The organism is Burkholderia sp. BE17 (assembly GCF_009362305.1).
Classification (GTDB): domain Bacteria; phylum Pseudomonadota; class Gammaproteobacteria; order Burkholderiales; family Burkholderiaceae; genus Burkholderia; species Burkholderia pyrrocinia_C.
The window spans coordinates 12,585-33,274 of sequence record NZ_WHNU01000043.1 but is presented as its reverse complement, the minus strand read 5'-3'; the positions used below and the strand labels follow the sequence as shown (position 1 = coordinate 33,274).

Sequence of the window (20,690 nt, the reverse complement as noted above, 5' to 3'; positions counted from 1 at the left end):
GCGCTGCGTGCCGGCGGCGGGGCGGGGTGGCCGGGTACGGCCGTCAGGCCATCCGGTTCTTCGCGAGCGGCGGATTCGCGGCGAAATAACGCTTGATGCCGCGGAAGATCGCGTCGGCCATCTCGTCGCGATAGCTCTCGTCGTTGAGCCTGCGCTCTTCGTCCGGGTTGCTGATGAACGCGGTCTCGACGAGGATTGACGGAATGTCGGGCGCCTTCAGCACCGCGAACCCGGCCTGTTCGACCGAGCCCTTGTGCAGCTTGTTGATGCCGCCGACTTCCTTCAGCACGTAGTTGCCGTAGCGCATCGAATCGCGGATCTGCGCGGTCGTCGACATGTCGAACAGCGCGCGGCTCACGGCCGCGTCCTGCGTCTTGATGTTGATGCCGCCGATCAGGTCCGACGAGTTTTCCTTGTTCGCGAGCCAGCGCGCCGCGGCGCTCGACGCGCCGTGATCGGACAACGCGAACACCGACGAGCCGCGCGCGGACGGCGTCGTGAACGCGTCCGCGTGGATCGACACGAAGAGATCGGCGCCCACGCGGCGCGCCTTTTGCACGCGCACGTTCAGCGGCACGAAGAAATCGGCGTCGCGCGTCATCATCGCGCGCATGTTCGGCGCGCCGTCGATCTTCGCGCGCAGCTTCTTCGCAATGTCGAGCGCGATGTGCTTCTCGTACGTACCGCCGCCGCCGATCGCACCCGGATCCTCGCCGCCGTGGCCCGGATCGATCGCGACCGTCAGCAGGCGCACGGTGCCGCCCTTGCCGGATTTCGGCGCGGTGAACTTGTAGGTGTCGCCGTCGTCGTCGCTGTCGTCGCGGCGCGCGATGACGGGCGGCGGCTTGACGGCCGGCTTCGCGGGCGTCGCAGGCGTGCCGGCAGCCGGCGGCGTGTGCGGCGTGGCCGGCGTGTTCTGCGCGAAGCGCTGGAAGAACGCGTCGCTGTTGTCGTTGCCCGCGACGGGCGGCGTCGCCGGCCCGTTCAGCGCGCTCGGCGGCTGCATCTGCTGCGCGCGCGCCGTGTCGTTGAGCGCCTGTTCCTTGCGTTCCGTCTGCGCGATCAGGTCGGTCAGCGGATCGGGCGCGACGGCCGGATACAGGTCGAACACGAGCCGGTACTTGTAGGTGCCGACCGGCGGCAGCGTGAACACCTGCGGCTTCACCGAGCCTTTCAGGTCGAACACCATCCGCACGACGTGCGGCTGATACTGGCCGACGCGCACCGACTGGATCTGCGGATCGTTCGGCGCGATCTTCGACACGAGGTCGCGCAGCGCCTGGTCGAGATCGAGGCCGTTCAGGTCGACGACGAGACGGTCGGGACCCTGCAGCAGTTGTTGGCTATTCTGCAGCGGCTGGTCGGATTCGATCGTGACGCGCGTGTAATCGCGCGCGGGCCACACGCGCACGCCGAGCACCGACGACGCGTGCGCGAGCCGCGGCGCGACGAGACCGAGCACCAGCGTCGACGCACCCGCGCGCAGGATCTGGCGGCGCCGCCAGTTGTGCGTCGCGGTGGCCGCCGATTCGATCGAGCGGAACGGTTTGATCAACATCTTTCGAGACATGCCTTTCCTGAAGCGCTGTACGCCCGGACGGTGAGGGCGCGGCCGTCGCCGTCCACGTCGAGCGAGAAAACCAGATCGGGCACGCCGAGCAGCGCGCCCGCCTGTTGCGGCCATTCGACGAGGCAGATCGCGCTGGAATTGAAATATTCGCGAAAGCCCGCGTCGGACCATTCGGCCGGATCGTTGAATCGATACAGATCGAAGTGATAGACCTCAAGTTCCCCATCGCTGCGTTCGAGCGCGTACGGCTCGACGAGCGTATAGGTCGGGCTGCGCACGCGTCCCTGGTGGCCGAGGCCGCGCAGGATCGCGCGCACGAGGCTCGTCTTGCCGGCGCCGAGATCGCCGACCAGCTGGATCTGCAGCCCGTCGAACGCGTGCGCGCGGGCGAGATCGAGGCGCGCCGCGTCGAGCGCGTGCGCGAAGCGGGTGCCGAAGGCCTCGGTCGCCGCTTCGTCGGCGAGCGCGATCACGCGCTCCGCGAACGGGGCAGGCAGCGTGGCGGCATGAGGCGTATGGGACGTGGCTGGCATTCTCGTAAAATAGTGCGATGAACCGATTACCGGAACTCGCCGCATCCGACAGGCCTTCGACTCAAGCCGAAGGCGCGGCGCCGTGCGCGCTCGACGATGCGGCCTTGACTGCGCTCGCCGCTCGCATCAGGGCGTGGGGGCGCGAATTGGGTTTCGGGGCGATCGGAATCAGCGATACCGATCTCTCGGATGCCGAAGCAGGCCTCGCCGCCTGGCTGGAAGCCGGATACCACGGCGAAATGGATTATATGGCGAAACATGGGACGAAACGCGCGCGGCCGGCCGAACTTGTGGCCGGTACGCGACGCGTGATTTCCGTGCGGCTCGCCTACCTGCCGGCCGAAACGCTCGCCGCCGGCGCGCCCGGCGATGTGCCCGGCGCGCTCGCGCCGCACGACTGGCGCGCACGCGAACGGGCGCGGCTCGACGATCCGCAGGCGGCCGTCGTATCGATCTATGCGCGCGGCCGCGACTATCACAAGGTGCTGCGCAACCGGCTGCAGACGCTCGCGGAGCGCATCGAGCGTGAGATCGGCACGTTCGGCTACCGCGTGTTCACCGATTCGGCGCCCGTGCTCGAGGTCGAGCTCGCGCAGAAGGCCGGCGTCGGCTGGCGCGGCAAGCACACGCTGCTGCTGCAGCGCGATGCGGGCTCACTGTTCTTCCTCGGCGAGATCTACGTCGATATTCCGCTGCCGACCGACGCGCACACGTCGCCCGATACCGCGCCCGAGACGCCCGGCGCGCACTGCGGCAGTTGCACGCGCTGCATCGACGCGTGCCCGACCGGCGCGATCGTCGAGCCGTACCGCGTCGATGCGCGCCGCTGTATCTCGTACCTGACGATCGAACTGAAAGGCAGCATCCCCGAGCCGCTGCGGCCGATGATCGGCAATCGCGTGTACGGCTGCGACGACTGCCAGCTCGTGTGCCCGTGGAACAAGTTCGCGCAGGCCGCGCCCGTGGCCGATTTCGACGTGCGGCACGGCCTCGACCGCGCGACGCTCGTCGAGCTGTTCGGGTGGGACGCGGAAACGTTCGATACGCGGATGCAGGGCAGCGCGATCCGGCGCATCGGCTACGAAAGCTGGCTGCGCAATCTCGCGGTCGGGCTCGGCAATGCGCTGCGCGCGGGCGCGGACCGGCTTGCGCCGCAGGCGCGCGACGCGATCGTCGCCGCGTTGCGCGCGCGGGCCGACGATCCGTCGCCGGTCGTGCGCGAGCATGTCGAATGGGCGCTGCGCGCCGCGTGAAGGCGGCGTAAAGTGTCGTCGGCGCGCGGCGGTGCCGCGCACATCCATCGCTCAGGAGAGGGCAATGTTCAATGCAGTCATCGACGCGCCGTTCGGCAAGGTCGGCATCCGCACGGACGCCGCGGTGGTGCGCGAGATCGTCTATCTGCCCGAATCGGTGAAGTCGGTCGATCCGGATTCGCCGCTCGCGAAGCGCGCGGTCCAGCAGATCGAACGTTATTTCGAGCGTGCGTCGGCGCGCTTCGACCTGCCGCTCGCCGAAGTCGGCAGCGCGTTCCAGCATCGCGTGTGGGACGTGATCAGCGATATCCCGCCCGGCACGGTGCTGACCTACGGCCAGGTTGCGCAGCGGATCGGCAGCGCGCCGCGCGCGGTCGGCCAGGCGTGCGGCGCGAACTATTTTCCGCTCGTGATCCCGTGCCATCGCGTCGTCGCGGCGGGCGGCCTCGGCGGCTTTGCGAACCACGACGACAACGGTTATTACCAGAAGGTGAAGCGCTGGCTGCTGGCGCACGAGGGCGTGCCGTACTGATGAGCGAACCATTGATTTCCACCGAAGCGGACGGCGATGCCGCCGCGGCATCGCCCGCGCTGCTCGCGAGCCGCGCGTCGATCGACGTGTTCTGCGATGCGCTGTGGCTCGAGCACGGGCTCGCGCGCAACACGCTCGACGCATACAGGCGCGATCTGGTGCTGTTTTCCCAATGGCTGGCCGCGACGCACGACGCGCCGCTCGATTCGGCCGACGAGGCGATGGTGACGGGCTACATTGCCGCACGCAGCGACGGCAAGGCGACGTCGTCGAACCGACGGTTGTCCGTATTCCGTCGCTATTACGGCTGGGCCGTGCGCGAGCATCGCGCGAGCGCGGACCCGACGCTGCGAATCACGTCCGCGAAACAGGCGGCCCGGTTCCCGTCGACGCTGTCCGAGGCGCAGGTCGAGGCGCTGCTCGGTGCGCCCGACATCGGCACGCCGCTCGGCCTGCGCGATCGCACGATGCTCGAGCTGATGTATGCAAGCGGGCTGCGCGTGAGCGAGCTCGTGACGCTGAAGACCGTCGAGGTCGGCCTCAACGAGGGCGTCGTGCGCGTGATGGGCAAGGGCTCGAAGGAGCGGCTCGTGCCGTTCGGCGAAGTCGCGCACGGCTGGATCGAGCGCTATCTGCGCAATGCGCGGCCGGCGCTGCTCGGCGCGCGCGCGGCCGACGCGCTGTTCGTGACCGCGCGCGGCGACGGGATGACGCGCCAGCAGTTCTGGAACATCATCAAGCGCCACGCGCAGCAGGCCGACGTGCGCGCGCACCTGTCGCCGCACACGCTGCGGCATGCGTTCGCGACGCACCTGCTGAACCACGGCGCCGACCTGCGCGTCGTGCAACTGCTGCTCGGCCACAGCGACATCTCGACCACGCAGATCTATACGCACGTCGCGCGCGAGCGGCTGAAGACGCTGCACGCGCAGCACCATCCGCGCGGCTAGCGTTCGGGGCGCGCGAATCCGGCACGGTGCGTTCCTCGCTGCGCGCGCCGGCCGGCGTCAGGCCAGCTCGCGCAGCTTGTGCTTCAGCACCTTGCCGGTCGATGCGGCCGGCAAGGCGTCGAGCACGCGGATGTGGGCAGGGCGTTTGTAAGGCGCCAACCGCTCCGCGCACCACGCGTGCAACGCCGCTTCGTCCGCCGCCGCACCCGGCACCAGTTCGACGAACGCGAGCACTTCCTCGTTGCCTTCGACCGCGCGGCCGATGACGGCCGCCTGCACGACGTCCGGATGCGCATTCAGCACCTGTTCGACTTCGACCGGATACACGTTGAAGCCGGACCGGATGATCAGTTCCTTGCTGCGGCCCGCGATCGTCACCGCGCCGTCGGCTTCCTGCCGCGCGAGATCGCCGGTGCTCAGCCAGCCGTCCGGCGACACGGCCGCGCGCGTGGCGTCCGCGTTGCGGTAGTAGCCGAGCATCACGTTCGGCCCGCGCACGCGAATCTCGCCGACTTCGCCTTGCGGCACGTCGGTGCCGTCCGGCGCGACGATCCGCATGTCGACACCCGGAATCGGCACGCCGACCGAGCTGTCGGCACGCGGCGCGTCGAGCGGCGTCTGCGTGATCGTCGGGCTGCTTTCGGTCATCCCGTAGCCGTTGTGCAGCGGCACGCCGTACATGCGCTCGACGCGCGCCTTCAGGTTCGCGTCGAGCGGCGAGCCGCCCGAATACGCGAAGCGCAGGCGCGGCGCGTGCCATGCGTGTCCGTGCGTGTGCAGGTGTTCGAGCAGTTTCGCGTGCATCGCGGGCACGCCCTGGAAGATCGTGACGCCTTCGTCGGCGAGCGCGATGCGCACGGCCTCCGGCGCAAAGCGCGGTGCGAGCCGCAGCGTCGCGCCTGCGTACAGGCTGCCGAGGCAGACCGACGCGAGCCCGTACACGTGCGACACAGGCAGCACCGTGTAGACGACGTCGTCCGGCGACACGCGGCGCAGCGTGCTCGAAGTCGCCGCGATGAACAGCAGGTTGCGGTGCGACAGCATCACGCCTTTCGGCGCGCCGGTCGTGCCGGTCGTGTAGATCAGCGCCGCGCATTGCGCGGCACCGTCGGCGGCCACCGGTTCGGCAGGCGCGCTCGCATCGACGCGATACGACCACGCGCCGATGTCGATCGGCAGCGCGCCGGCGGGTGCCGCGCCGAGCCGCGCCGCGTGGGCACGTGCATCGGGCGACGCGTCCCTCGCGAACGCGATCAGCTTCGGACGCGCGTGCGCGGCGATCGCATCGAGTTCGCCGGCCGACAGCCGCGCGTTCGACACGAGCGCCCACGCGTCGACGCGGGCGACCGCGAACAGCAGCACGATCTGCGCGACGCAGTTTTCCGCGACGATCATCACGCGGTCGCCGCCTTGCACGCCGAGGCTCGCGAGCCGCGCGGCCGCCGCATCGACGGCCTGCGACAAGTCGCCGTACGACAGGCGGCGCGCGTCCTCGATCAGCGCCGGATGCGCGGGTGCCCGCGCGGCCCAGCGCGCGGGCACGTCGGCGATGCGGTTAGGCAGCGCGGCGAGCAGCGCATCGACGTCGAGCGACTCGGAAGAGCGGATGGGCGAGGGCATGGCGTCTCCAGAAAAGGGGCGGGCGGCGGCGTGACGATGTTTGCGAACGATCGTGCCATGACGGCGCACGCGCCACAATCGGCCAATCGGGCAATAGCGTTTCGCGATGTTCGCAATGATGATGGGCGGAATCGCCACGGCGACGCCGCGGGCCGCCCGGCGGAAAACGGGCCGCGAGTATACCGCCGGCGCGGCCACGCCATCGCGCGCCTGCTGGTCGTTCGCCATTAGAATGCCGCCATGAGCAAATCCAGACACGTGTCCGAAACCCCCGCGACCCAGCTATTGCGCCGCCACGGCGTCGCGTTCGGCGAGCATCCGTACGAATACGTCGAGCACGGCGGGACCGGCGAATCGGCGCGCCAGCTCGGCGTCGACGAGCACAGCGTCGTGAAGACGCTCGTGATGGAGGACGAACACGCGAAGCCGCTGATCGTGCTGATGCACGGCGACCGCACCGTGTCGACGAAGAACCTCGCGCGGCAGATCGGCGCGAAGCGCGTCGAGCCGTGCAAGCCCGAGGTCGCCAACCGCCACTCGGGTTATCTCGTCGGCGGCACGTCGCCGTTCGGTACGCGCAAGACGATGCCCGTCTACGTCGAGGCGACCATCCTCGAATTGCCGACGATCTACCTGAACGGCGGCCGTCGCGGCTACCTCGTCAGCCTCGCGCCGGCGGTGCTCACGTCGCTGCTCGGCGCGCAGTCCGTGCAGTGCGCGAGCGTCGACTGAGGGTTTCACCTTCGTGGCAGGCCGCGCTCGTTCGGTAGAATGGGCGCCGTTTCGGCTTGCCGGCTTGCCGCGCACGGCCGTCCCTTTACCGATATGTTGAAAGAAGAGTTCCCCGCATGCAGATCCTGCTCGCCGCCCTCGTTGCCTACCTGATCGGTTCGGTGTCGTTCGCCGTCGTCGTCAGCGCCACGATGGGCCTGGCCGACCCGCGTTCGTACGGGTCGAAGAATCCCGGCGCGACCAACGTGCTGCGCAGCGGCAACAAGAAAGCCGCGATCCTGACGCTCGTCGGCGACGCATTCAAGGGCTGGATCGCCGTGTGGCTCGCACGGCGCTTCGGCTTGCCCGACGTCGCGGTCGCATGGGTCGCGATTGCCGTGTTCCTCGGCCACCTGTATCCGGTGTTCTTCCGCTTCCAGGGCGGCAAGGGCGTCGCGACCGCGGCCGGCGTGCTGCTCGCCGTGCACCCGGTGCTCGGGCTCGCGACCGCGCTGACCTGGCTGATCGTCGCGTTCTTCTTCCGCTATTCGTCGCTCGCGGCGCTGGTGGCGGCGGTGTTCGCGCCGGTGTTCGACGTATTCCTGTTCGGCACGAGCCACAACCCGGTCGCATGGGCCGTGCTCGCGATGAGCGTGCTGCTCGTGTGGCGTCACCGCGGCAACATTTCGAAGCTGCTCGCAGGGCAGGAGAGCCGGATCGGCGACAAGAAGAAGGCGGCCGCGGACGGCGGCGCGCAGGACGGCGGGAAAGCCTGAGGAAGCGGCGCTTGCCGCGCGCCGGGCGCGCCGCGTGTGCGGGGCCCGGCGGAATGACGGGACGGATCGACCGGCGATCAGTCGCGGAAGTTGTTGAAGTCGAGCGGCGTGTCGGTCACGTCCTTGCGCAGCATCGCGATCGTGCTCTGCAGGTCGTCGCGCTTCGTGCCCGATATGCGCACCGCGTCGCCCTGGATGCTCGCCTGCACCTTGATCTTGCTGTCCTTCACGAGCCGTACGATCTTCTTCGCGAGATCGCCCGTCACGCCTTTCTTCACGGTGACGATCTGCTTGACCTTGTCGCCGCCGATCTTCTCGACCTTGCCGTAGTCGAGGAAGCGCACGTCGACGTTGCGCTTGGCCAGCTTGCCGATCAGCACGTCCTTGACCTGGCCGAGCTTGAAATCGTCGTCGGCGAACAGCGTCAGCTCGCGTTCCTTCTGCTCGACGCGTGCGTCGGAGCCCTTGAAGTCGAAGCGCGTCGAAATTTCCTTGTTCGACTGCTCGATGGCGTTCTTCACTTCGATCATGTTCGCTTCGGAAACGACGTCGAACGATGGCATGGCATTCTCCCTTGAGATGCGGGCACCCGGCTCGCGCGCGGGCACTCGCTATAATTGCGGACTGTTTGCCATTTTACCGATGCCCCTCCGTTTGCCCAAGGCCGGCCATTCGCCGCCCAGGGCCGGCGTGACCGCGAATGCCGATGCCTCCTGACGATTCCGCCCTGTCGCTGCTTCCCGACCATCCGCTCACCGTGCACAACACGTTCGGCATCGACGCGCGCGCGCGCTTCGCCGCGCGCGTCACGCATGCGTCGCAGTTCGAGGCGCTGCATCGCGACCCGCGCGTCGCGAACCTGCCGCAGCTCGTGCTCGGCGGCGGCAGCAATGTCGTGTTCACGCGCGATTTCGACGGCGTCGTGCTGCTCGACGAGATCGCGGGCCGCCGCGTCGTGAGCGAGGACGACGACGCGTGGTACGTCGAGGCCGGCGGCGGCGAGAACTGGCACGGCTTCGTCGCATGGACGCTCGAGCACGGGATGCCGGGCCTCGAGAATCTCGCGCTGATCCCGGGCACCGTAGGCGCCGCGCCGATCCAGAACATCGGCGCGTACGGCCTCGAGATGAAGGTGTATTTCGACTCGCTGGTCGCCGTCGAGCTATCGACGGGGCGCCGCGAGCGCTTCGACGCCGCGCGTTGCGCGTTCGGCTATCGCGACAGCTTCTTCAAGCGGGAAGGGCGCGGCCGGTTCGCGATCGTGTCGGTGACGTTCCGGCTGCCCAGGCAATGGACGCCGCGGCTCGGCTACGCGGACGTCACGCGCGAGCTCGACGCGCGCGGCATCGCGCCCGATGCGGCGACGCCGCGCGACGTGTTCGATGCGGTCGTCGCGATCCGCCGCGCGAAGCTGCCCGATCCGCTCGTTCTCGGCAACGCGGGCAGTTTCTTTAAGAATCCGGTGATCGACGCCGCGCAGTTCGATGCGCTGCGCACCCGCGCGCCCGATGTCGTGTCGTATCCGCAGCCGGACGGGCAGGTGAAGCTCGCGGCCGGCTGGCTGATCGACCGCTGCGGCTGGAAGGGGCGCGCGCTGGGCGCGGCGGCCGTGCATGACCGCCAGGCGCTCGTGCTCGTCAATCGCGGCGGCGCGACAGGCGCCGACGTGCTCGCGCTTGCACGGGCGATTCAGGCCGACGTGCGCGAGCAATTCGGCGTCGAGCTCGAGGCCGAGCCGGTCTGCCTGTAACGCGGGTCCGCGCCGGTTTTCACGTACCCAAACAAAAAGCGCCGATCGTCGATCGGCGCTTCTTGCGTCTGCTGCCGGATTCCGGCGGCGCGTCAGTGCTTGAGGCGGCCGAGCAGCAGGAACTCCATCAGCGCCTTCTGCACGTGCAGGCGGTTTTCCGCCTCGTCCCACACGACGCTCTGCGGGCCGTCGATCACGCCGGCCGTCACTTCCTCGCCGCGGTGCGCGGGCAGGCAGTGCATGAACAGCGCGTCCGGGTTCGCGTGGCCCATCATTTCCTCGTCGACGCACCAGTCGGCGAACGCCTTCATCCGTGCTTCGTTCTCGGCTTCGAAACCCATGCTCGTCCATACGTCGGTCGTCACGAGATCGGCGCCCTTGCACGCTTCGTTCGGATCGTCGAACACCTCGTAGAACGGCGCGCTGTCGGGCGACACGAGCTTCATGTCGAGCGCATAGCCGGGCGGCGTCGACAGGCGCAGCTTGAAGCCGAGGATCTGCGCGGCTTCGATCCACGTGTAGAGCATGTTGTTCGCATCGCCGACCCACGCGACGGTCTTGCCGGCGATCGGGCCGCGGTGTTCGTAGTACGTGAAGATGTCGGCGAGCACCTGGCACGGGTGGTATTCGTTGGTCAGGCCGTTGATCACCGGCACGCGGGAGTTTTCCGCGAAGCGCTGGATGACCTCCTGCTCGAACGTGCGGATCATGATGATGTCGACCATCCGCGAGATGACCTGCGCGGAATCCTCGACGGGCTCGCCGCGGCCGAGCTGCGTGTCGCGCGTGCTCATGAAGACGGCGTGGCCGCCGAGCTGGAAGATCCCGGCCTCGAACGACAGGCGCGTGCGCGTCGAGCTCTTCTCGAAGATCATCGCGAGCGTGCGGTCGTGCAGCGGGTGATAGGTCTCGTAGTTCTTGAACTTGCGCTTCAGGATACCCGTGCGTTCGAGCACGTACTCGTAGTCTTCCAGCGAGAAATCCTTGAACTGCAGGTAGTGACGAATGGTTTTGGCGGTCATGAAGCGAAATACGGCGGGTTTCACCCGGCAGCGAGGCCGGACGGCGCCGCCGTCGGGTGTGGATAACTCAAAGCAGCATAAAGGATTTTCTGTGCTTTGACGAGCCGCGAAGAGAAGCGGGGCACGATCGCGGCGCGCGGCCGGCGGTACGGGAAGGGGGCGTCGGGACGACGCGCGATGGCGCGCTGCGGTATAATCCAAAAGTTTTCTCCAGCCCGGCAGGCAAGCCTCTTCGCGCTCTGCCGGACACAAGCTGTGCGCTGCACAAATCCGGTGCGGCACACCGGCAGCGCGCATCGACGTCCAGTTTTCGGGATATCGGAATGCTTGTGCCGCCGTCCATTCCAGCTTTGTGTTCGCGTATCCAGGCGCCGTCGCCTGGGCATCGCCGGGCCGTCACTTGGGTAACCACATGGCTGAAACCCCTCCGACCGAATTCTTCATCCAGGGCATTACGAAAGACGGGAAAAAATTTCGCCCGAGCGACTGGTCGGAACGTCTGGCCGGCGTGATGGCCTGCTTCGGGCCGGGGGCGAGCGGGCCGAATGCGCGTCTCAAGTATTCGCTGTACGTGCGCCCGACGATGCTCGGCGACCTGAAATGCGTGATCCTCGATTCGCGGCTGCGCGACATCGAACCGATGGCTTTCGATTTCGTGCTGAATTTCGCAAAGGACAATAACCTCGTCGTCACCGAGGCGTGCGAGCTGCCGGACTACGGCGCGAAGAAGTGATGCTGACGGGCGAGGGCGCCTGGTGCGCCCGCCCTGACTGTCGTCGGTCGACGCGATCGCCGGACGACAGGCAACAAAAAAACCCGCCTAGGCGGGTTTTTTTGCGATCGCAGGAAACAGGAACGCCCGCGTGAGCGGGCGCACCGGATTTACGCTGCTGCCTGCAGGCCCTTGACGGCTGCGGCGAGGCGGCTCTTGCTGCGAGCGGCCTTGTTCTTGTGAACGATCTTCTTGTCGGCGATCGTGTCGATCGTTTTCACGGCAGCCTTGAACAGCTCGGCAGCCTTTGCCTGGTCGCCGGCTTCAACAGCCTTGCGAACCGACTTGATCGCGGTACGGAATTTCGAGCGCAGCGCCGAGTTGTGCGAGTTTGCCTTCGCGGCCTGGCGGGCGCGCTTGCGTGCTTGTGCGGAGTTAGCCATGACGGTTCCTTATCCTGTCCTGTTTCCAGAGCTTGGAGCCTGACGGCCAAGCGCTGCTTTTCGATCCGTCCCCTGAGAACGATTGCCCAGGGGCGCATAAAAAAACGGTGATTTTAACCGAGGCCGGGACATGAAAACGGCAGTTGCCGTGCATGTACGAGCCCAGAAACGGGCAATTATAGCAACAAAATCAAGCGGGTGACAAGTTCGACGTGACGCGCGCCGGGCGGGGCGCCGGCGGCTTGCGCGCTTTTCGGCATCGGGCGGTGGCCGGGCCACGCAACGTCCGTATAATAAGCGCCCCATGAATCTATTCCGAGCCCTGCTGACGGTCAGCGGCTTCACGCTGCTGTCGCGCGTGACCGGACTGGCCCGCGAGACGCTGATCGCCCGTGCGTTCGGCGCCAGTCAATACACCGACGCGTTCTACGTCGCCTTCCGCATCCCGAACCTGTTGCGCCGCCTTTCCGCGGAAGGTGCGTTCTCGCAGGCGTTCGTGCCGATCCTCGCCGAGTTCAAGAACCAGCAGGGGCACGACGCGACGAAGGCGCTCGTCGACGCGATGTCGACCGTGCTTGCGTGGGCGCTTGCCGCGCTGTCGGTCCTCGGGATCGCCGGTGCGTCGTGGGTCGTGTTCGCGGTCGCGTCCGGCCTGCACACCGACGGCCAGGCGTTCCCGCTCGCGGTCACGATGACGCAGATCATGTTCCCGTACATCGTGTTCATCTCGCTGACGACGCTCGCGTCCGGCGTGCTGAACACGTACAAGAGCTTCTCGCTGCCTGCGTTCGCGCCGGTGCTGCTCAACGTCGCGTTCATCGCCGCGGCCGTGTTCGTCGCGCCGCACCTGAAGGTGCCGGTGTTCGCGCTCGCGTGGGCCGTCATCGTGGGCGGCGTGCTGCAGTTCCTCGTGCAGCTGCCGGGCCTGAAGAAGATCGACATGGTGCCTCTGATCGGCCTCAACCCGCTGCGCGCGCTGCGGCACCCCGGCGTGAAGCGCGTGCTCGCGAAGATGGTGCCCGCGACGTTCGCGGTGTCGGTCGCGCAGCTGTCGCTGATCATCAACACCAACATCGCGTCGCGGCTCGGGCAGGGCGCCGTGTCGTGGATCAACTACGCCGATCGTCTGATGGAATTCCCGACGGCGCTGCTCGGCGTCGCGCTCGGCACGATCCTGCTGCCGAGCCTGTCGAAGGCGCACGTCGACGCCGATTCGACCGAGTATTCGGCGCTGCTCGACTGGGGGCTGCGCGTCACGTTCCTGCTCGCGGCGCCGAGCGCGCTCGCGCTGTTCTTCTTCGCGACGCCGCTCACCGCGACGCTCTTCAACTACGGCAAGTTCGACGCGCATACCGTCACGATGGTCGCGCGTGCGCTCGCGACCTACGGGATCGGCCTCGTCGGCATCATCCTGATCAAGATCCTCGCACCGGGCTTCTATGCGAAGCAGGACATCAAGACGCCCGTGAAAATCGCGATCGGCGTGCTGATCGTCACGCAGATCTCGAACTACGTGTTCGTGCCGCTGATCGGCCATGCGGGCCTCACGCTGAGCATCGGTGTCGGCGCGTGCCTGAACTCGCTGCTGCTGTTCCTCGGGCTGCGCAAGCGCGGCATCTACCAGCCGTCGTCGGGCTGGCCGCGCTTCTTCATGCAGCTGGTCGGCGCGACGCTCGTGCTCGCGGGCGTGATGCACTGGTTCTCGATCAGCTTCGACTGGACCGGGATGCGCACGCAGCCGCTCGATCGCATCGCGCTGATGGCCGCGTGCCTCGTGCTGTTCGCTGCACTATATTTCGGTATGTTGTGGGTGATGGGCTTCAAATACGCTTACTTCAGAAGGCGCGCCAAGTGACGACCGCAATGACTCGCGTCCTCGACTACTTCAGCACACTCGTGGCGGACGACGACAGCCTGCCCGTCACGGAGACCGCGCTGTCGCTGGCGCAGGACGCGTATCCCGACCTCGACCTGCAGGGCACGCTGGCCGAACTCGACATGCTGGCGGCGCGGCTGAGCCGGCGGCTCGCCGACGATGCGGACCTGAAAGGCCGCGTCGCCGCGCTGAACGACTTCTTTTTCCGCGAGCTCGGCTTCGCGTGCAATCAAAACGATTACTACGACCCCGATAACAGCCACCTGAACGCCGTGCTGAAACGGCGGCGCGGGATCCCGATCTCGCTGTCGGTGCTGTACCTGGAGCTCGCCGAGCAGGTCGGCGTGCCGGCGCGCGGCGTATCGTTCCCCGGCCATTTCCTGCTGCGCGTCACGCTGCCGGACGGCGACCTGATCATCGATCCGACCAACGGCCATTCGCTGTCCGAAGCCGAGATGGTCGAGATGCTCGAGCCGTACGTCGCGCGTGCGGCCGGCGCGGTCGACAGCGCATTGCGCGCGCTGCTGCAGCCCGCGACGAGCCGCGAGATCATCGCGCGGATGCTGCGCAACCTGAAGACGATCTATCTGCAGACGGAACGCTGGCAGCGGCTGCTCGCGGTGCAACAGCGGCTCGTGATCCTGTTGCCCGAGCAGCTCGACGAGGTGCGCGACCGCGGTTTCGCGTATGCGCGGCTCGACTACCTGCGTCCCGCGCTCGAGGATCTCGAGCAGTATCTCGGCGAACGGCCGGAGGCGGACGATGCGACCGTCGTCGAGTCGCAGGTGACCGAATTGCGGCAGCGGATGCAGCGCGACGGCGAGGACTGAGCCACCGCGCGACTGCCGGAACCCGGAATGAAGAACGCCCGCATCGCGGGCGTTTTGCATGCGCGCTTACTTCGGCTGCATCCTGATCGCGCCGTCGAGGCGGATCACTTCGCCGTTGAGCATCGGATTCTCGACGATCTGGCGCACCAGCATCGCGTATTCGGCCGGTTTGCCGAGCCGCGGCGGGAACGGCACCATCGCGCCGAGCGCGTCCTGCACGTCCTTCGGCATGCCGAGCAGCATCGGCGTCTCGAACAGGCCGGGCGCGATCGTCATCACGCGGATGCCGTGGCGCGACAGGTCGCGCGCGATCGGCAGCGTCATGCCCGCGACGCCGGCCTTCGAGGCCGCGTACGCGGCCTGGCCGATCTGTCCGTCGAACGCGGCGACCGACGCGGTGCTGACGATCACGCCGCGCTCGCCTTCCGCAGTCGGTGCGGTTGCGGCCATCGCGGCCGCCGCGAGCCGGATCATGTTGAACGTGCCGACGAGGTTCACGTTGATCGTCTTCGCAAACACGTCGAGCGGATGCGCGCCGTCCTTGCCGACGGTCTTCGCGGCGGGCGCGATGCCCGCGCAGTTCACGAGGCCGCGCAGCGTGCCTGCGCGCGTCGCCGCGTCGACGGCCGCCTGCGCGTCGGCTTCGCTCGACACGTCGCATCGTACGAATACGCCGCCCAGCTCGGTCGCGAGCGCGACGCCCGCCGCCTCGTTCAGGTCGGCGAGCACGACCTTGCCGCCTGCCTGCGCGAGCATCCGCGCCGTTCCGGCGCCGAGGCCCGATGCGCCGCCAGTGATCAGAAAGACGTTGCCGCGAATCTCCATGACTGCCTCCTTTGTCGACCGCCCTTAGCGCTTTAGCGCTTAGGGAGGTCCCATGCAAAGCGGTCGACCGCCCTTGGCGCTTTAGCGCTTGGGGAGGTCCCATGCAAAGCGGTCGACCGCCCTTGGCGCTTTAGCGCTTGGGGAGGTCCCATGCAAAGCGGTCGACCGCCCTTGGCGCTTTTGCGCTTGGAGAAGTCCCATGCAAAGCGGTGGTGCTGTCCGATGCCAAGCGGTCGGTTGAAAAGCCGGTGCGCCGGTTGGCAGGGCGCATGCATCCGACCGATTGTACGGGGCGCCATCGCGTGGCGGCGAGACAGGCACGGTCGTGAGAATCTCGGCCAGGCGAAAAAAACCGCCCGGAAAGGGCGGCTTGCGGTGCGCGACGTGCTGCTTACTTCAGAGCGTCGAACGCGCGCTCGCGGATTTCCTCGACGCTGCCGAGGCCCGAGATCTTGCGATACTGCGGCGCCTTCAGGCCGTTTTCCTCGCCGCGCTGCGCCCAGTCGCCGTAGTACTTGATCAGCGGCTTGGTCTGCGCTTCGTACACTTCGAGACGTTTCTTGACGGTTTCTTCCTTGTCGTCGTCGCGCTGGATCAGCGGTTCGCCCGTCACGTCGTCGTGGCCCTCGACCTTCGGCGGGTTGAACTTGACGTGGTACGTGCGGCCCGATGTCGGGTGCGTGCGGCGGCCGCTCATGCGCTCGATGATTTCCGAGAACGGCACGTCGATTTCGAGTACGTAGTCGATCGCGACACCGGCGTCCTTCATCGCGTCGGCCTGCGCGATCGTGCGCGGGAAGCCGTCGAACAGATAGCCGTTCGCGCAATCGGATTCCTTCAGGCGCTCCTTGACGAGGCCGATGATCAGGTCGTCCGTCACGAGCTTGCCTTCATCCATGAAGCGCTTCGCCTCGACGCCGAGCGGCGTGCCGGCCTTCACGGCCGCGCGCAGCATGTCGCCCGTCGAGATTTGCGGGATGCCGAACTTTTCCTTGATGAAGTTTGCCTGGGTGCCCTTTCCCGCGCCGGGCGCGCCCAACAGGATCAAACGCATGGTGATATCTCCAGTATGTAGATTCGTGTGGCGAGACGCAAAGGCGTCGGCGACTGCGTGCGCGGGGCTTGCCTGGCGCGTGGCGGACCGGTCTGATGCGGCGCGTCGGCTTCGGCGACGCGCGGCTGCCGGCAAGGCCGCGGGCGGGGTCAAGCGAGGACGCGCTGGTCGCGGACGGCTCGCACAATCGCCTGATTATGCCACGGGTTATTTTGAACCCGGCTGAAAAAGGGCCTGCACGCGCGCGAGATCGGCGGGCGTATCGATTCCGGTTTCGGGTGCGGACTCGGTGATCAGCACTGCGATGCGCTCGCCGTGCCACAGCGCGCGCAGCTGTTCGAGCTGCTCGGCTTGTTCGATCGGCGCCTGCGCGAGCGTCGGATACGTGCGCAGGAAACGCGCGCGATACGCATAGAGACCGATGTGCCGATAGACCGGAAATGCAGGGTTCGGCATTGCCCCGACGTCGGGCCAGTGCGGCTGGTACGCGTCGCGGCTCCACGGAATCGGCGCGCGCGAGAAGTACAGCGCGACGCTCTGCGCGTCGAGCGCGACCTTCACGACGTTCGGGTTGAACACGTCGGCCGCGTCGTGGATCGGGTGGGCCGCGGTCGCGATCGCGCAGGCCGGATGCGCGGCCAGGTGCGACGCTACGTCGCGCACGAGCGCCGGGTCGATCAGCGGCTCGTCGCCCTGCACGTTGACGACGACGGTGTCGTCGCTCCACCCGAACGTCGCCGCGACTTCCGCGAGCCGGTCGGTGCCGGACGGATGGTCGGCACGCGTCAGCACCGCCTCGAAGCCGTGATCGCGCGCCGCATCGAGCACGCTCTGCGCGTCGGATGCGACGAGCACCTGCTGCGCGCCCGCTTCGCGCGCGCGCTCGGCGACGCGTACGACCATCGGCTTGCCGCCGAGATCGGCGAGCGGCTTGTTCGGGAGGCGCGTCGACGCGAGCCGGGCGGGAATGACGGCGATGAAGGGTTGCGGGTGAGTCATCGGAGGGAACGGTGAGAGGGACGGGGCGGGTGGCGCGTCCGGCGCCGGTCGCCCGGCGGCGTTCGGCGACCGGCCGGGGCCGGGTCGCCTTCAAGCGATTGCGCCGGTCTAGCGGCCTGACGGTTTATCGGCCGGCCGGGTCGACCGGCGTGCCTTCGACGGTCTGGCGCGCTTCGTCGACGAGCATCACGGGGATGCCGTCGCGGATCGGGTAAGCGAGCTTGTCCGCGTTGCAGATCAGCTCCTGCGCGGCGCGGTCATAGTGGAGCGGGCCTTTGCAGATAGGGCACACAAGGATTTCAAGCAGGCGAGCGTCCACGGAGTTTCTCCACAACGAGGGCAATGAGGCGAGGGTCGAGCGCGGCTTCGACAGGGACGACCCAGAGTCGAGCGTCGCGCCAGGAAGCGCCCAATTTTACTGCATCCTTCTCGGTGATCAGGATCGCGTCGACGGCGTCGTCGACGAACGGATTGTCCGCGAACGCGTAGTGGTCGGGCAGCGCGCGCGTTGCCGGCGCGAGACCGGCCGCGCGCAGCGTCGCGAAGAAGCGTTCCGGCGCGCCGATACCGGCCGCGGCGAGCACGCGCTCGTTCGCGAATTGCGACAGCGGGCGGCGCAGCGCGGGCTGGTCGAGGTGCCATGCGGCGCCCGGCGTGAGCGCGAGCGCGTAGGTGTCGGGCCACGGCGGCAGCGCGCCGCTGTAAGGGTCGTTGACGAGCGTGGCATCACGGTGCCGCGACAGCGGCTCGCGCAGCGGGCCGGCCGGCAGCAGGAAGCCGTTGCCGCCGAGCCGGTGGTCGAACACGACGAGCTCGACCGTGCGCGCGAGGCGGTAGTGCTGCAGGCCGTCGTCGCTGACGATCACGTCGACGTCCGGATGCGCGGCGCGCAGCGCCTGCGCGGCCGCGACGCGGTCGGGGCACACCCAGACGGGCGCGCCGGAGCGGCGCGCGATCAGCAGCGGCTCGTCGCCGGCCGCGCTCGCGTGCGACGCGGGCGTGACGGCGGTCGGCGCTTTCACGTTCGCGCCGTAGCCGCGCGACACGACGCCGGGCGTGAAGCCGGCCGCGCGCAACGCGTCGACGAGCGCGATCACGGTCGGCGTCTTGCCGGTGCCGCCGACGGTCACGTTGCCGACCACGACGACGGGCACGCCGACGTCGACCGGTTTCTTCCAGCCCTGCGCGTAAGCGGTGCGCCGCAGCGCCGCGCACAGGCCGAACACGCAAGCGAACGGCGTGAGCGCCCACGCTAGCGCGCCGCGCCGCTGCCATTCGCGTGTCAGGCGTGCTTCGAGCCGGGCGAGTGGGCCGCCGGGCGCGCTCATCGGGCCGGGCGCGGCGCGTCGTGCGCCGCGGCGTGGGACGGATTCGTCAAGGCGGATTCTCCGTTGGGCGGCGCATGCCGCGGGGTCTGCGGAAGGCGGCACTCTAGCGCGCCGCATGCTGACGCGGCAAGCGCGACCGGCCGACGCAGCCCGCGGGGCCGGATCGCGCCGGGCTGTGGATAACTCTGTGAAGAACTCCCCGGTCGATGACCTCAAACGCCCGCCGGGTGGGCCTCGAATCGGATGAGAATCATTTCGAAAGGTTTAAAAATATATAAAAATCAATGCGTTATCGAGAATCGTCTGGTTTTTTCCGCGGTTTTTTAGCGTTTTACGCGGACGATTGCCAAAGTGTGGACACCTTCCGCGTGTCGCGACGCATGCGGCTGGTGCTGGACGCCGTGCGCGTGTCGGACTATCGTGTCGCGGCCAGCATTCATCCGACCATCCATGCCTTCCGACTCCCCTTTTGCCGCACCCGGCGCGACTCGCGGCGGCGACGAAGTGATTCCCGTTTCGGCGCTCAATCGCGCGATTTCGACGATGCTCGAGCGCTCGTTTCCGCTGCTGTGGATTTCGGGCGAAGTATCGAATTTCACGCGCGCCGCGAGCGGCCACTGGTATTTCTCGATCAAGGACCAGCAGGCGCAGATGCGCTGCGTGATGTTCCGCGGCCGCGCCCAATACGCGGAATTCACGCCGCGCGAAGGCGACCGGATCGAGGTGCGCGCGGTCGTCACGATGTACGAGCCGCGCGGCGAAGTGCAGCTCAACGTCGAGGCCGTGCGGCGCACCGGGCAGGGGCGCCTGTACGAGGCGTTCCTGCGGCTGAAGGCGCAGCTCGAAGCCGAAGGGCTCTTCGCGCCCGAGCGCAAGCGGCCGCTGCCGGCCCACCCGCGCGCGATCGGCATCGTCACGTCGCTGCAGGCCGCCGCGCTGCGCGACGTGCTGACCACGCTTGCGCGCCGTGCGCCGCACATTCCGGTGATCGTCTATCCGGCGCCCGTGCAGGGTGCCGGTTCCGCCGAAAAGCTCGTCGCGGCCGTCGAGGCCGCGAATGCGCGCCGCGAGGTCGACGTGCTGCTGGTCTGCCGCGGCGGCGGCTCGATCGAGGATCTATGGTCGTTCAACGACGAAGCGCTGGCGCGCGCGATCGCGGCGAGCGAGCTGCCGGTCGTCAGCGGCGTCGGGCACGAAACCGATTTCACGATCGCGGACTTCGCCGCCGACGTGCGCGCACCGACGCCGACCGGCGCGGCCGAACTCGCGAGTCCGCAGCGCGCGCTGCTGCTGCGCGAGGTCGGCGAGCGCCAGCGTGCGCTCGCGCGCGGCATGGAACGCCGGCTCGAACAGCGCGCGCAGCAGCTCGACTGGCTCGCGCGCCGGCTCGTGAGCCCGGCCGAGCGACTGCAGCGGCAGCGCACGCACGTCGAACAGCTCGCGGTGCGGCTCGCGTCGGCGGCGTCGCGGCCGGTGCGCGACGCGCGCGCGCGCTTCGCGCTCGCGCAGTTGCGCTGGCAGCGCGCGCGGCCCGATCCGTCACAGGCGCGCCAGGCACTCGCGGGGCTGTCGCAACGTCTCGCGCTGGCATTGCAGCGCCGTCACGAGCGCGACACGGCGCGCGTGTCGGCCTGTGCGGCTCGGCTCGAGGTGCTGAGCCCGAAGCGTACGCTCGAGCGCGGCTATGCGGCGCTCATCGATGCGCAAACGGGCCGCGCGGTGCGCGCGCCGAGCGCGCTGAAGCCGCAGCGGCGCCTGACCGTGCATCTCGCCGAAGGCTCGGCCGACGTGTCGCTCGCCGATGTGCAGCCGCGGTTGACCGATACGATCTGACGTAACCGGCGCAAGCGAAACAAGGGTCCCGCAACGGACGCGTCCCACACGGGAACGGATACTGCGCACCGCC

The 20,690-nt window shown here is 68.1% G+C and carries 21 protein-coding genes; 10 read left to right on the top strand and 11 right to left on the bottom strand.

Going from position 1 to position 20,690, the window contains the following annotated elements; translation table 11 throughout:
* Positions 1-43 precede the first annotated feature (43 nt).
* Positions 44-1,570: an N-acetylmuramoyl-L-alanine amidase gene (locus GD429_RS31075; RefSeq protein ID WP_152862826.1), complete on the bottom strand. Its 1,527-nt coding sequence runs from the start codon at positions 1,568-1,570 to the stop codon at positions 44-46.
* Entirely contained in the window at positions 1,552-2,103 is a 552-nt protein-coding gene (gene tsaE, locus GD429_RS31070; RefSeq protein WP_096471608.1) for a tRNA (adenosine(37)-N6)-threonylcarbamoyltransferase complex ATPase subunit type 1 TsaE, read from the bottom strand. The genes GD429_RS31075 and tsaE overlap by 19 nt, the downstream gene beginning before the upstream one ends.
* 17 nt (positions 2,104-2,120) lie before the next feature.
* Here tsaE and queG point away from each other — a divergent pair, with 17 nt between their 5' ends.
* The 3 genes from queG to xerD all read left to right on the top strand — a co-directional run bounded on the left by queG (position 2,121) and on the right by xerD (position 4,838).
* On the top strand, positions 2,121-3,356 hold the full coding sequence (gene queG / locus GD429_RS31065) for a tRNA epoxyqueuosine(34) reductase QueG (RefSeq protein ID WP_152862824.1): 1,236 nt from the start codon (positions 2,121-2,123) through the stop codon (positions 3,354-3,356).
* 64 nt (positions 3,357-3,420) lie between these two features.
* Entirely contained in the window at positions 3,421-3,888 is a 468-nt protein-coding gene (locus GD429_RS31060) for a methylated-DNA--[protein]-cysteine S-methyltransferase (protein WP_152862822.1), read from the top strand.
* Positions 3,888-4,838: a site-specific tyrosine recombinase XerD gene (gene xerD / locus GD429_RS31055; protein WP_152862819.1), complete on the top strand. Its 951-nt coding sequence runs from the start codon at positions 3,888-3,890 to the stop codon at positions 4,836-4,838. The genes GD429_RS31060 and xerD overlap by 1 nt, the downstream gene beginning before the upstream one ends.
* 57 nt (positions 4,839-4,895) lie before the next feature.
* Here the strand turns inward: xerD and GD429_RS31050 are convergent, their stop codons facing one another.
* Complete coding sequence (locus GD429_RS31050) at positions 4,896-6,458, bottom strand: class I adenylate-forming enzyme family protein (RefSeq protein WP_152862817.1); 1,563 nt, start codon at positions 6,456-6,458, stop codon at positions 4,896-4,898.
* Positions 6,459-6,698: 240 nt separating this feature from the next.
* On the opposite strand from GD429_RS31050, the gene ybaK reads away from it, so the two are divergent.
* Both ybaK and plsY read left to right on the top strand, forming a co-directional pair.
* Positions 6,699-7,190 (top strand): Cys-tRNA(Pro) deacylase, encoded by a 492-nt coding sequence (gene ybaK, locus GD429_RS31045; RefSeq protein WP_152862816.1) that lies wholly within the window; start codon positions 6,699-6,701, stop codon positions 7,188-7,190.
* 116 nt (positions 7,191-7,306) lie between these two features.
* The gene (plsY, locus tag GD429_RS31040) at positions 7,307-7,945 is read left to right on the top strand and encodes a glycerol-3-phosphate 1-O-acyltransferase PlsY (protein WP_152862814.1); all 639 of its coding nucleotides are present in this window, start codon (positions 7,307-7,309) and stop codon (positions 7,943-7,945) included.
* Between the two features lie 77 nt (positions 7,946-8,022).
* On the opposite strand, the gene GD429_RS31035 is transcribed toward plsY, so the two are convergent.
* Positions 8,023-8,508 (bottom strand): YajQ family cyclic di-GMP-binding protein, encoded by a 486-nt coding sequence (locus GD429_RS31035; protein WP_006482217.1) that lies wholly within the window; start codon positions 8,506-8,508, stop codon positions 8,023-8,025.
* A 137-nt stretch (positions 8,509-8,645) separates the two neighbouring features.
* On the opposite strand from GD429_RS31035, the gene murB reads away from it, so the two are divergent.
* A complete protein-coding gene (gene murB, locus GD429_RS31030; RefSeq protein WP_152862812.1) occupies positions 8,646-9,695 on the top strand; it encodes a UDP-N-acetylmuramate dehydrogenase in 1,050 nt (349 codons plus the stop codon).
* A 92-nt stretch (positions 9,696-9,787) separates the two neighbouring features.
* Here the strand turns inward: murB and argF are convergent, their stop codons facing one another.
* Complete coding sequence (argF, locus tag GD429_RS31025; protein ID WP_034178853.1) at positions 9,788-10,717, bottom strand: ornithine carbamoyltransferase; 930 nt, start codon at positions 10,715-10,717, stop codon at positions 9,788-9,790.
* Positions 10,718-11,129: 412 nt separating this feature from the next.
* Here argF and GD429_RS31015 point away from each other — a divergent pair, with 412 nt between their 5' ends.
* Positions 11,130-11,450 (top strand): DUF3579 domain-containing protein, encoded by a 321-nt coding sequence (locus tag GD429_RS31015; RefSeq protein ID WP_034178852.1) that lies wholly within the window; start codon positions 11,130-11,132, stop codon positions 11,448-11,450.
* A 149-nt stretch (positions 11,451-11,599) separates the two neighbouring features.
* Here GD429_RS31015 and rpsT read toward each other — a convergent pair whose 3' ends face one another.
* Positions 11,600-11,872, bottom strand: a complete 273-nt coding sequence (gene rpsT, locus GD429_RS31010; protein ID WP_006482211.1) for a 30S ribosomal protein S20 — start codon at positions 11,870-11,872, stop codon at positions 11,600-11,602.
* A gap of 304 nt (positions 11,873-12,176) precedes the next feature.
* Between rpsT and murJ the strand changes: the two genes are divergently transcribed.
* Together murJ and GD429_RS31000 are read left to right on the top strand one after the other, a co-directional pair.
* On the top strand, positions 12,177-13,727 hold the full coding sequence (gene murJ / locus GD429_RS31005) for a murein biosynthesis integral membrane protein MurJ (RefSeq protein ID WP_152862810.1): 1,551 nt from the start codon (positions 12,177-12,179) through the stop codon (positions 13,725-13,727).
* Positions 13,728-13,735: 8 nt separating this feature from the next.
* On the top strand, positions 13,736-14,578 hold the full coding sequence (locus tag GD429_RS31000; RefSeq protein ID WP_152862808.1) for a SirB1 family protein: 843 nt from the start codon (positions 13,736-13,738) through the stop codon (positions 14,576-14,578).
* 66 nt (positions 14,579-14,644) lie between these two features.
* On the opposite strand, the gene GD429_RS30995 is transcribed toward GD429_RS31000, so the two are convergent.
* The 5 genes from GD429_RS30995 to lpxK form a co-directional block, all read right to left on the bottom strand.
* Positions 14,645-15,403 carry an SDR family NAD(P)-dependent oxidoreductase gene (locus GD429_RS30995; RefSeq protein WP_152862806.1) on the bottom strand — a complete coding sequence of 253 codons (759 nt, stop codon included), beginning with the start codon at positions 15,401-15,403 and terminating at the stop codon, positions 14,645-14,647.
* Positions 15,404-15,794: 391 nt separating this feature from the next.
* Positions 15,795-16,457, bottom strand: a complete 663-nt coding sequence (gene adk / locus GD429_RS30990; RefSeq protein WP_152862804.1) for an adenylate kinase — start codon at positions 16,455-16,457, stop codon at positions 15,795-15,797.
* 207 nt (positions 16,458-16,664) lie between these two features.
* Positions 16,665-17,456: a 3-deoxy-manno-octulosonate cytidylyltransferase gene (gene kdsB / locus GD429_RS30985; protein ID WP_152862802.1), complete on the bottom strand. Its 792-nt coding sequence runs from the start codon at positions 17,454-17,456 to the stop codon at positions 16,665-16,667.
* A 124-nt stretch (positions 17,457-17,580) separates the two neighbouring features.
* Complete coding sequence (locus GD429_RS30980) at positions 17,581-17,775, bottom strand: Trm112 family protein (protein ID WP_010090898.1); 195 nt, start codon at positions 17,773-17,775, stop codon at positions 17,581-17,583.
* Positions 17,756-18,784: a tetraacyldisaccharide 4'-kinase gene (lpxK, locus tag GD429_RS30975; protein ID WP_152862798.1), complete on the bottom strand. Its 1,029-nt coding sequence runs from the start codon at positions 18,782-18,784 to the stop codon at positions 17,756-17,758. Before lpxK ends, GD429_RS30980 begins: the two co-directional genes overlap by 20 nt.
* Positions 18,785-19,234: 450 nt before the next feature.
* Between lpxK and xseA the strand changes: the two genes are divergently transcribed.
* Complete coding sequence (gene xseA, locus GD429_RS30970; RefSeq protein ID WP_152862796.1) at positions 19,235-20,617, top strand: exodeoxyribonuclease VII large subunit; 1,383 nt, start codon at positions 19,235-19,237, stop codon at positions 20,615-20,617.
* Positions 20,618-20,690 lie beyond the last annotated feature (73 nt).

Excerpts from the sequence above, each read along its gene's own strand:
- xerD (WP_152862819.1), top strand. The coding sequence starts at position 3,888 with ATGAGCGAACCATTGATTTCCACCGAAGCGGACGGCGATGCCGCCGCG.
- lpxK (WP_152862798.1), bottom strand. The coding sequence starts at position 18,784 with ATGAGCGCGCCCGGCGGCCCACTCGCCCGGCTCGAAGCACGCCTGACA.
- GD429_RS31035 (WP_006482217.1), bottom strand. The coding sequence starts at position 8,508 with ATGCCATCGTTCGACGTCGTTTCCGAAGCGAACATGATCGAAGTGAAG.
- xseA (WP_152862796.1), top strand. The coding sequence starts at position 19,235 with ATGCCTTCCGACTCCCCTTTTGCCGCACCCGGCGCGACTCGCGGCGGC.
- tsaE (WP_096471608.1), bottom strand. The coding sequence starts at position 2,103 with ATGCCAGCCACGTCCCATACGCCTCATGCCGCCACGCTGCCTGCCCCG.
- GD429_RS31015 (WP_034178852.1), top strand. The coding sequence starts at position 11,130 with ATGGCTGAAACCCCTCCGACCGAATTCTTCATCCAGGGCATTACGAAA.
- kdsB (WP_152862802.1), bottom strand. The coding sequence starts at position 17,456 with ATGACTCACCCGCAACCCTTCATCGCCGTCATTCCCGCCCGGCTCGCG.
- GD429_RS31075 (WP_152862826.1), bottom strand. The coding sequence starts at position 1,570 with ATGTCTCGAAAGATGTTGATCAAACCGTTCCGCTCGATCGAATCGGCG.
- murJ (WP_152862810.1), top strand. The coding sequence starts at position 12,177 with ATGAATCTATTCCGAGCCCTGCTGACGGTCAGCGGCTTCACGCTGCTG.
- plsY (WP_152862814.1), top strand. The coding sequence starts at position 7,307 with ATGCAGATCCTGCTCGCCGCCCTCGTTGCCTACCTGATCGGTTCGGTG.
- GD429_RS31000 (WP_152862808.1), top strand. The coding sequence starts at position 13,736 with ATGACTCGCGTCCTCGACTACTTCAGCACACTCGTGGCGGACGACGAC.
- GD429_RS31060 (WP_152862822.1), top strand. The coding sequence starts at position 3,421 with ATGTTCAATGCAGTCATCGACGCGCCGTTCGGCAAGGTCGGCATCCGC.
- murB (WP_152862812.1), top strand. The coding sequence starts at position 8,646 with ATGCCGATGCCTCCTGACGATTCCGCCCTGTCGCTGCTTCCCGACCAT.
- GD429_RS30995 (WP_152862806.1), bottom strand. The coding sequence starts at position 15,403 with ATGGAGATTCGCGGCAACGTCTTTCTGATCACTGGCGGCGCATCGGGC.
- ybaK (WP_152862816.1), top strand. The coding sequence starts at position 6,699 with ATGAGCAAATCCAGACACGTGTCCGAAACCCCCGCGACCCAGCTATTG.
- queG (WP_152862824.1), top strand. The coding sequence starts at position 2,121 with ATGAACCGATTACCGGAACTCGCCGCATCCGACAGGCCTTCGACTCAA.
- adk (WP_152862804.1), bottom strand. The coding sequence starts at position 16,457 with ATGCGTTTGATCCTGTTGGGCGCGCCCGGCGCGGGAAAGGGCACCCAG.
- argF (WP_034178853.1), bottom strand. The coding sequence starts at position 10,717 with ATGACCGCCAAAACCATTCGTCACTACCTGCAGTTCAAGGATTTCTCG.
- GD429_RS31050 (WP_152862817.1), bottom strand. The coding sequence starts at position 6,458 with ATGCCCTCGCCCATCCGCTCTTCCGAGTCGCTCGACGTCGATGCGCTG.
- rpsT (WP_006482211.1), bottom strand. The coding sequence starts at position 11,872 with ATGGCTAACTCCGCACAAGCACGCAAGCGCGCCCGCCAGGCCGCGAAG.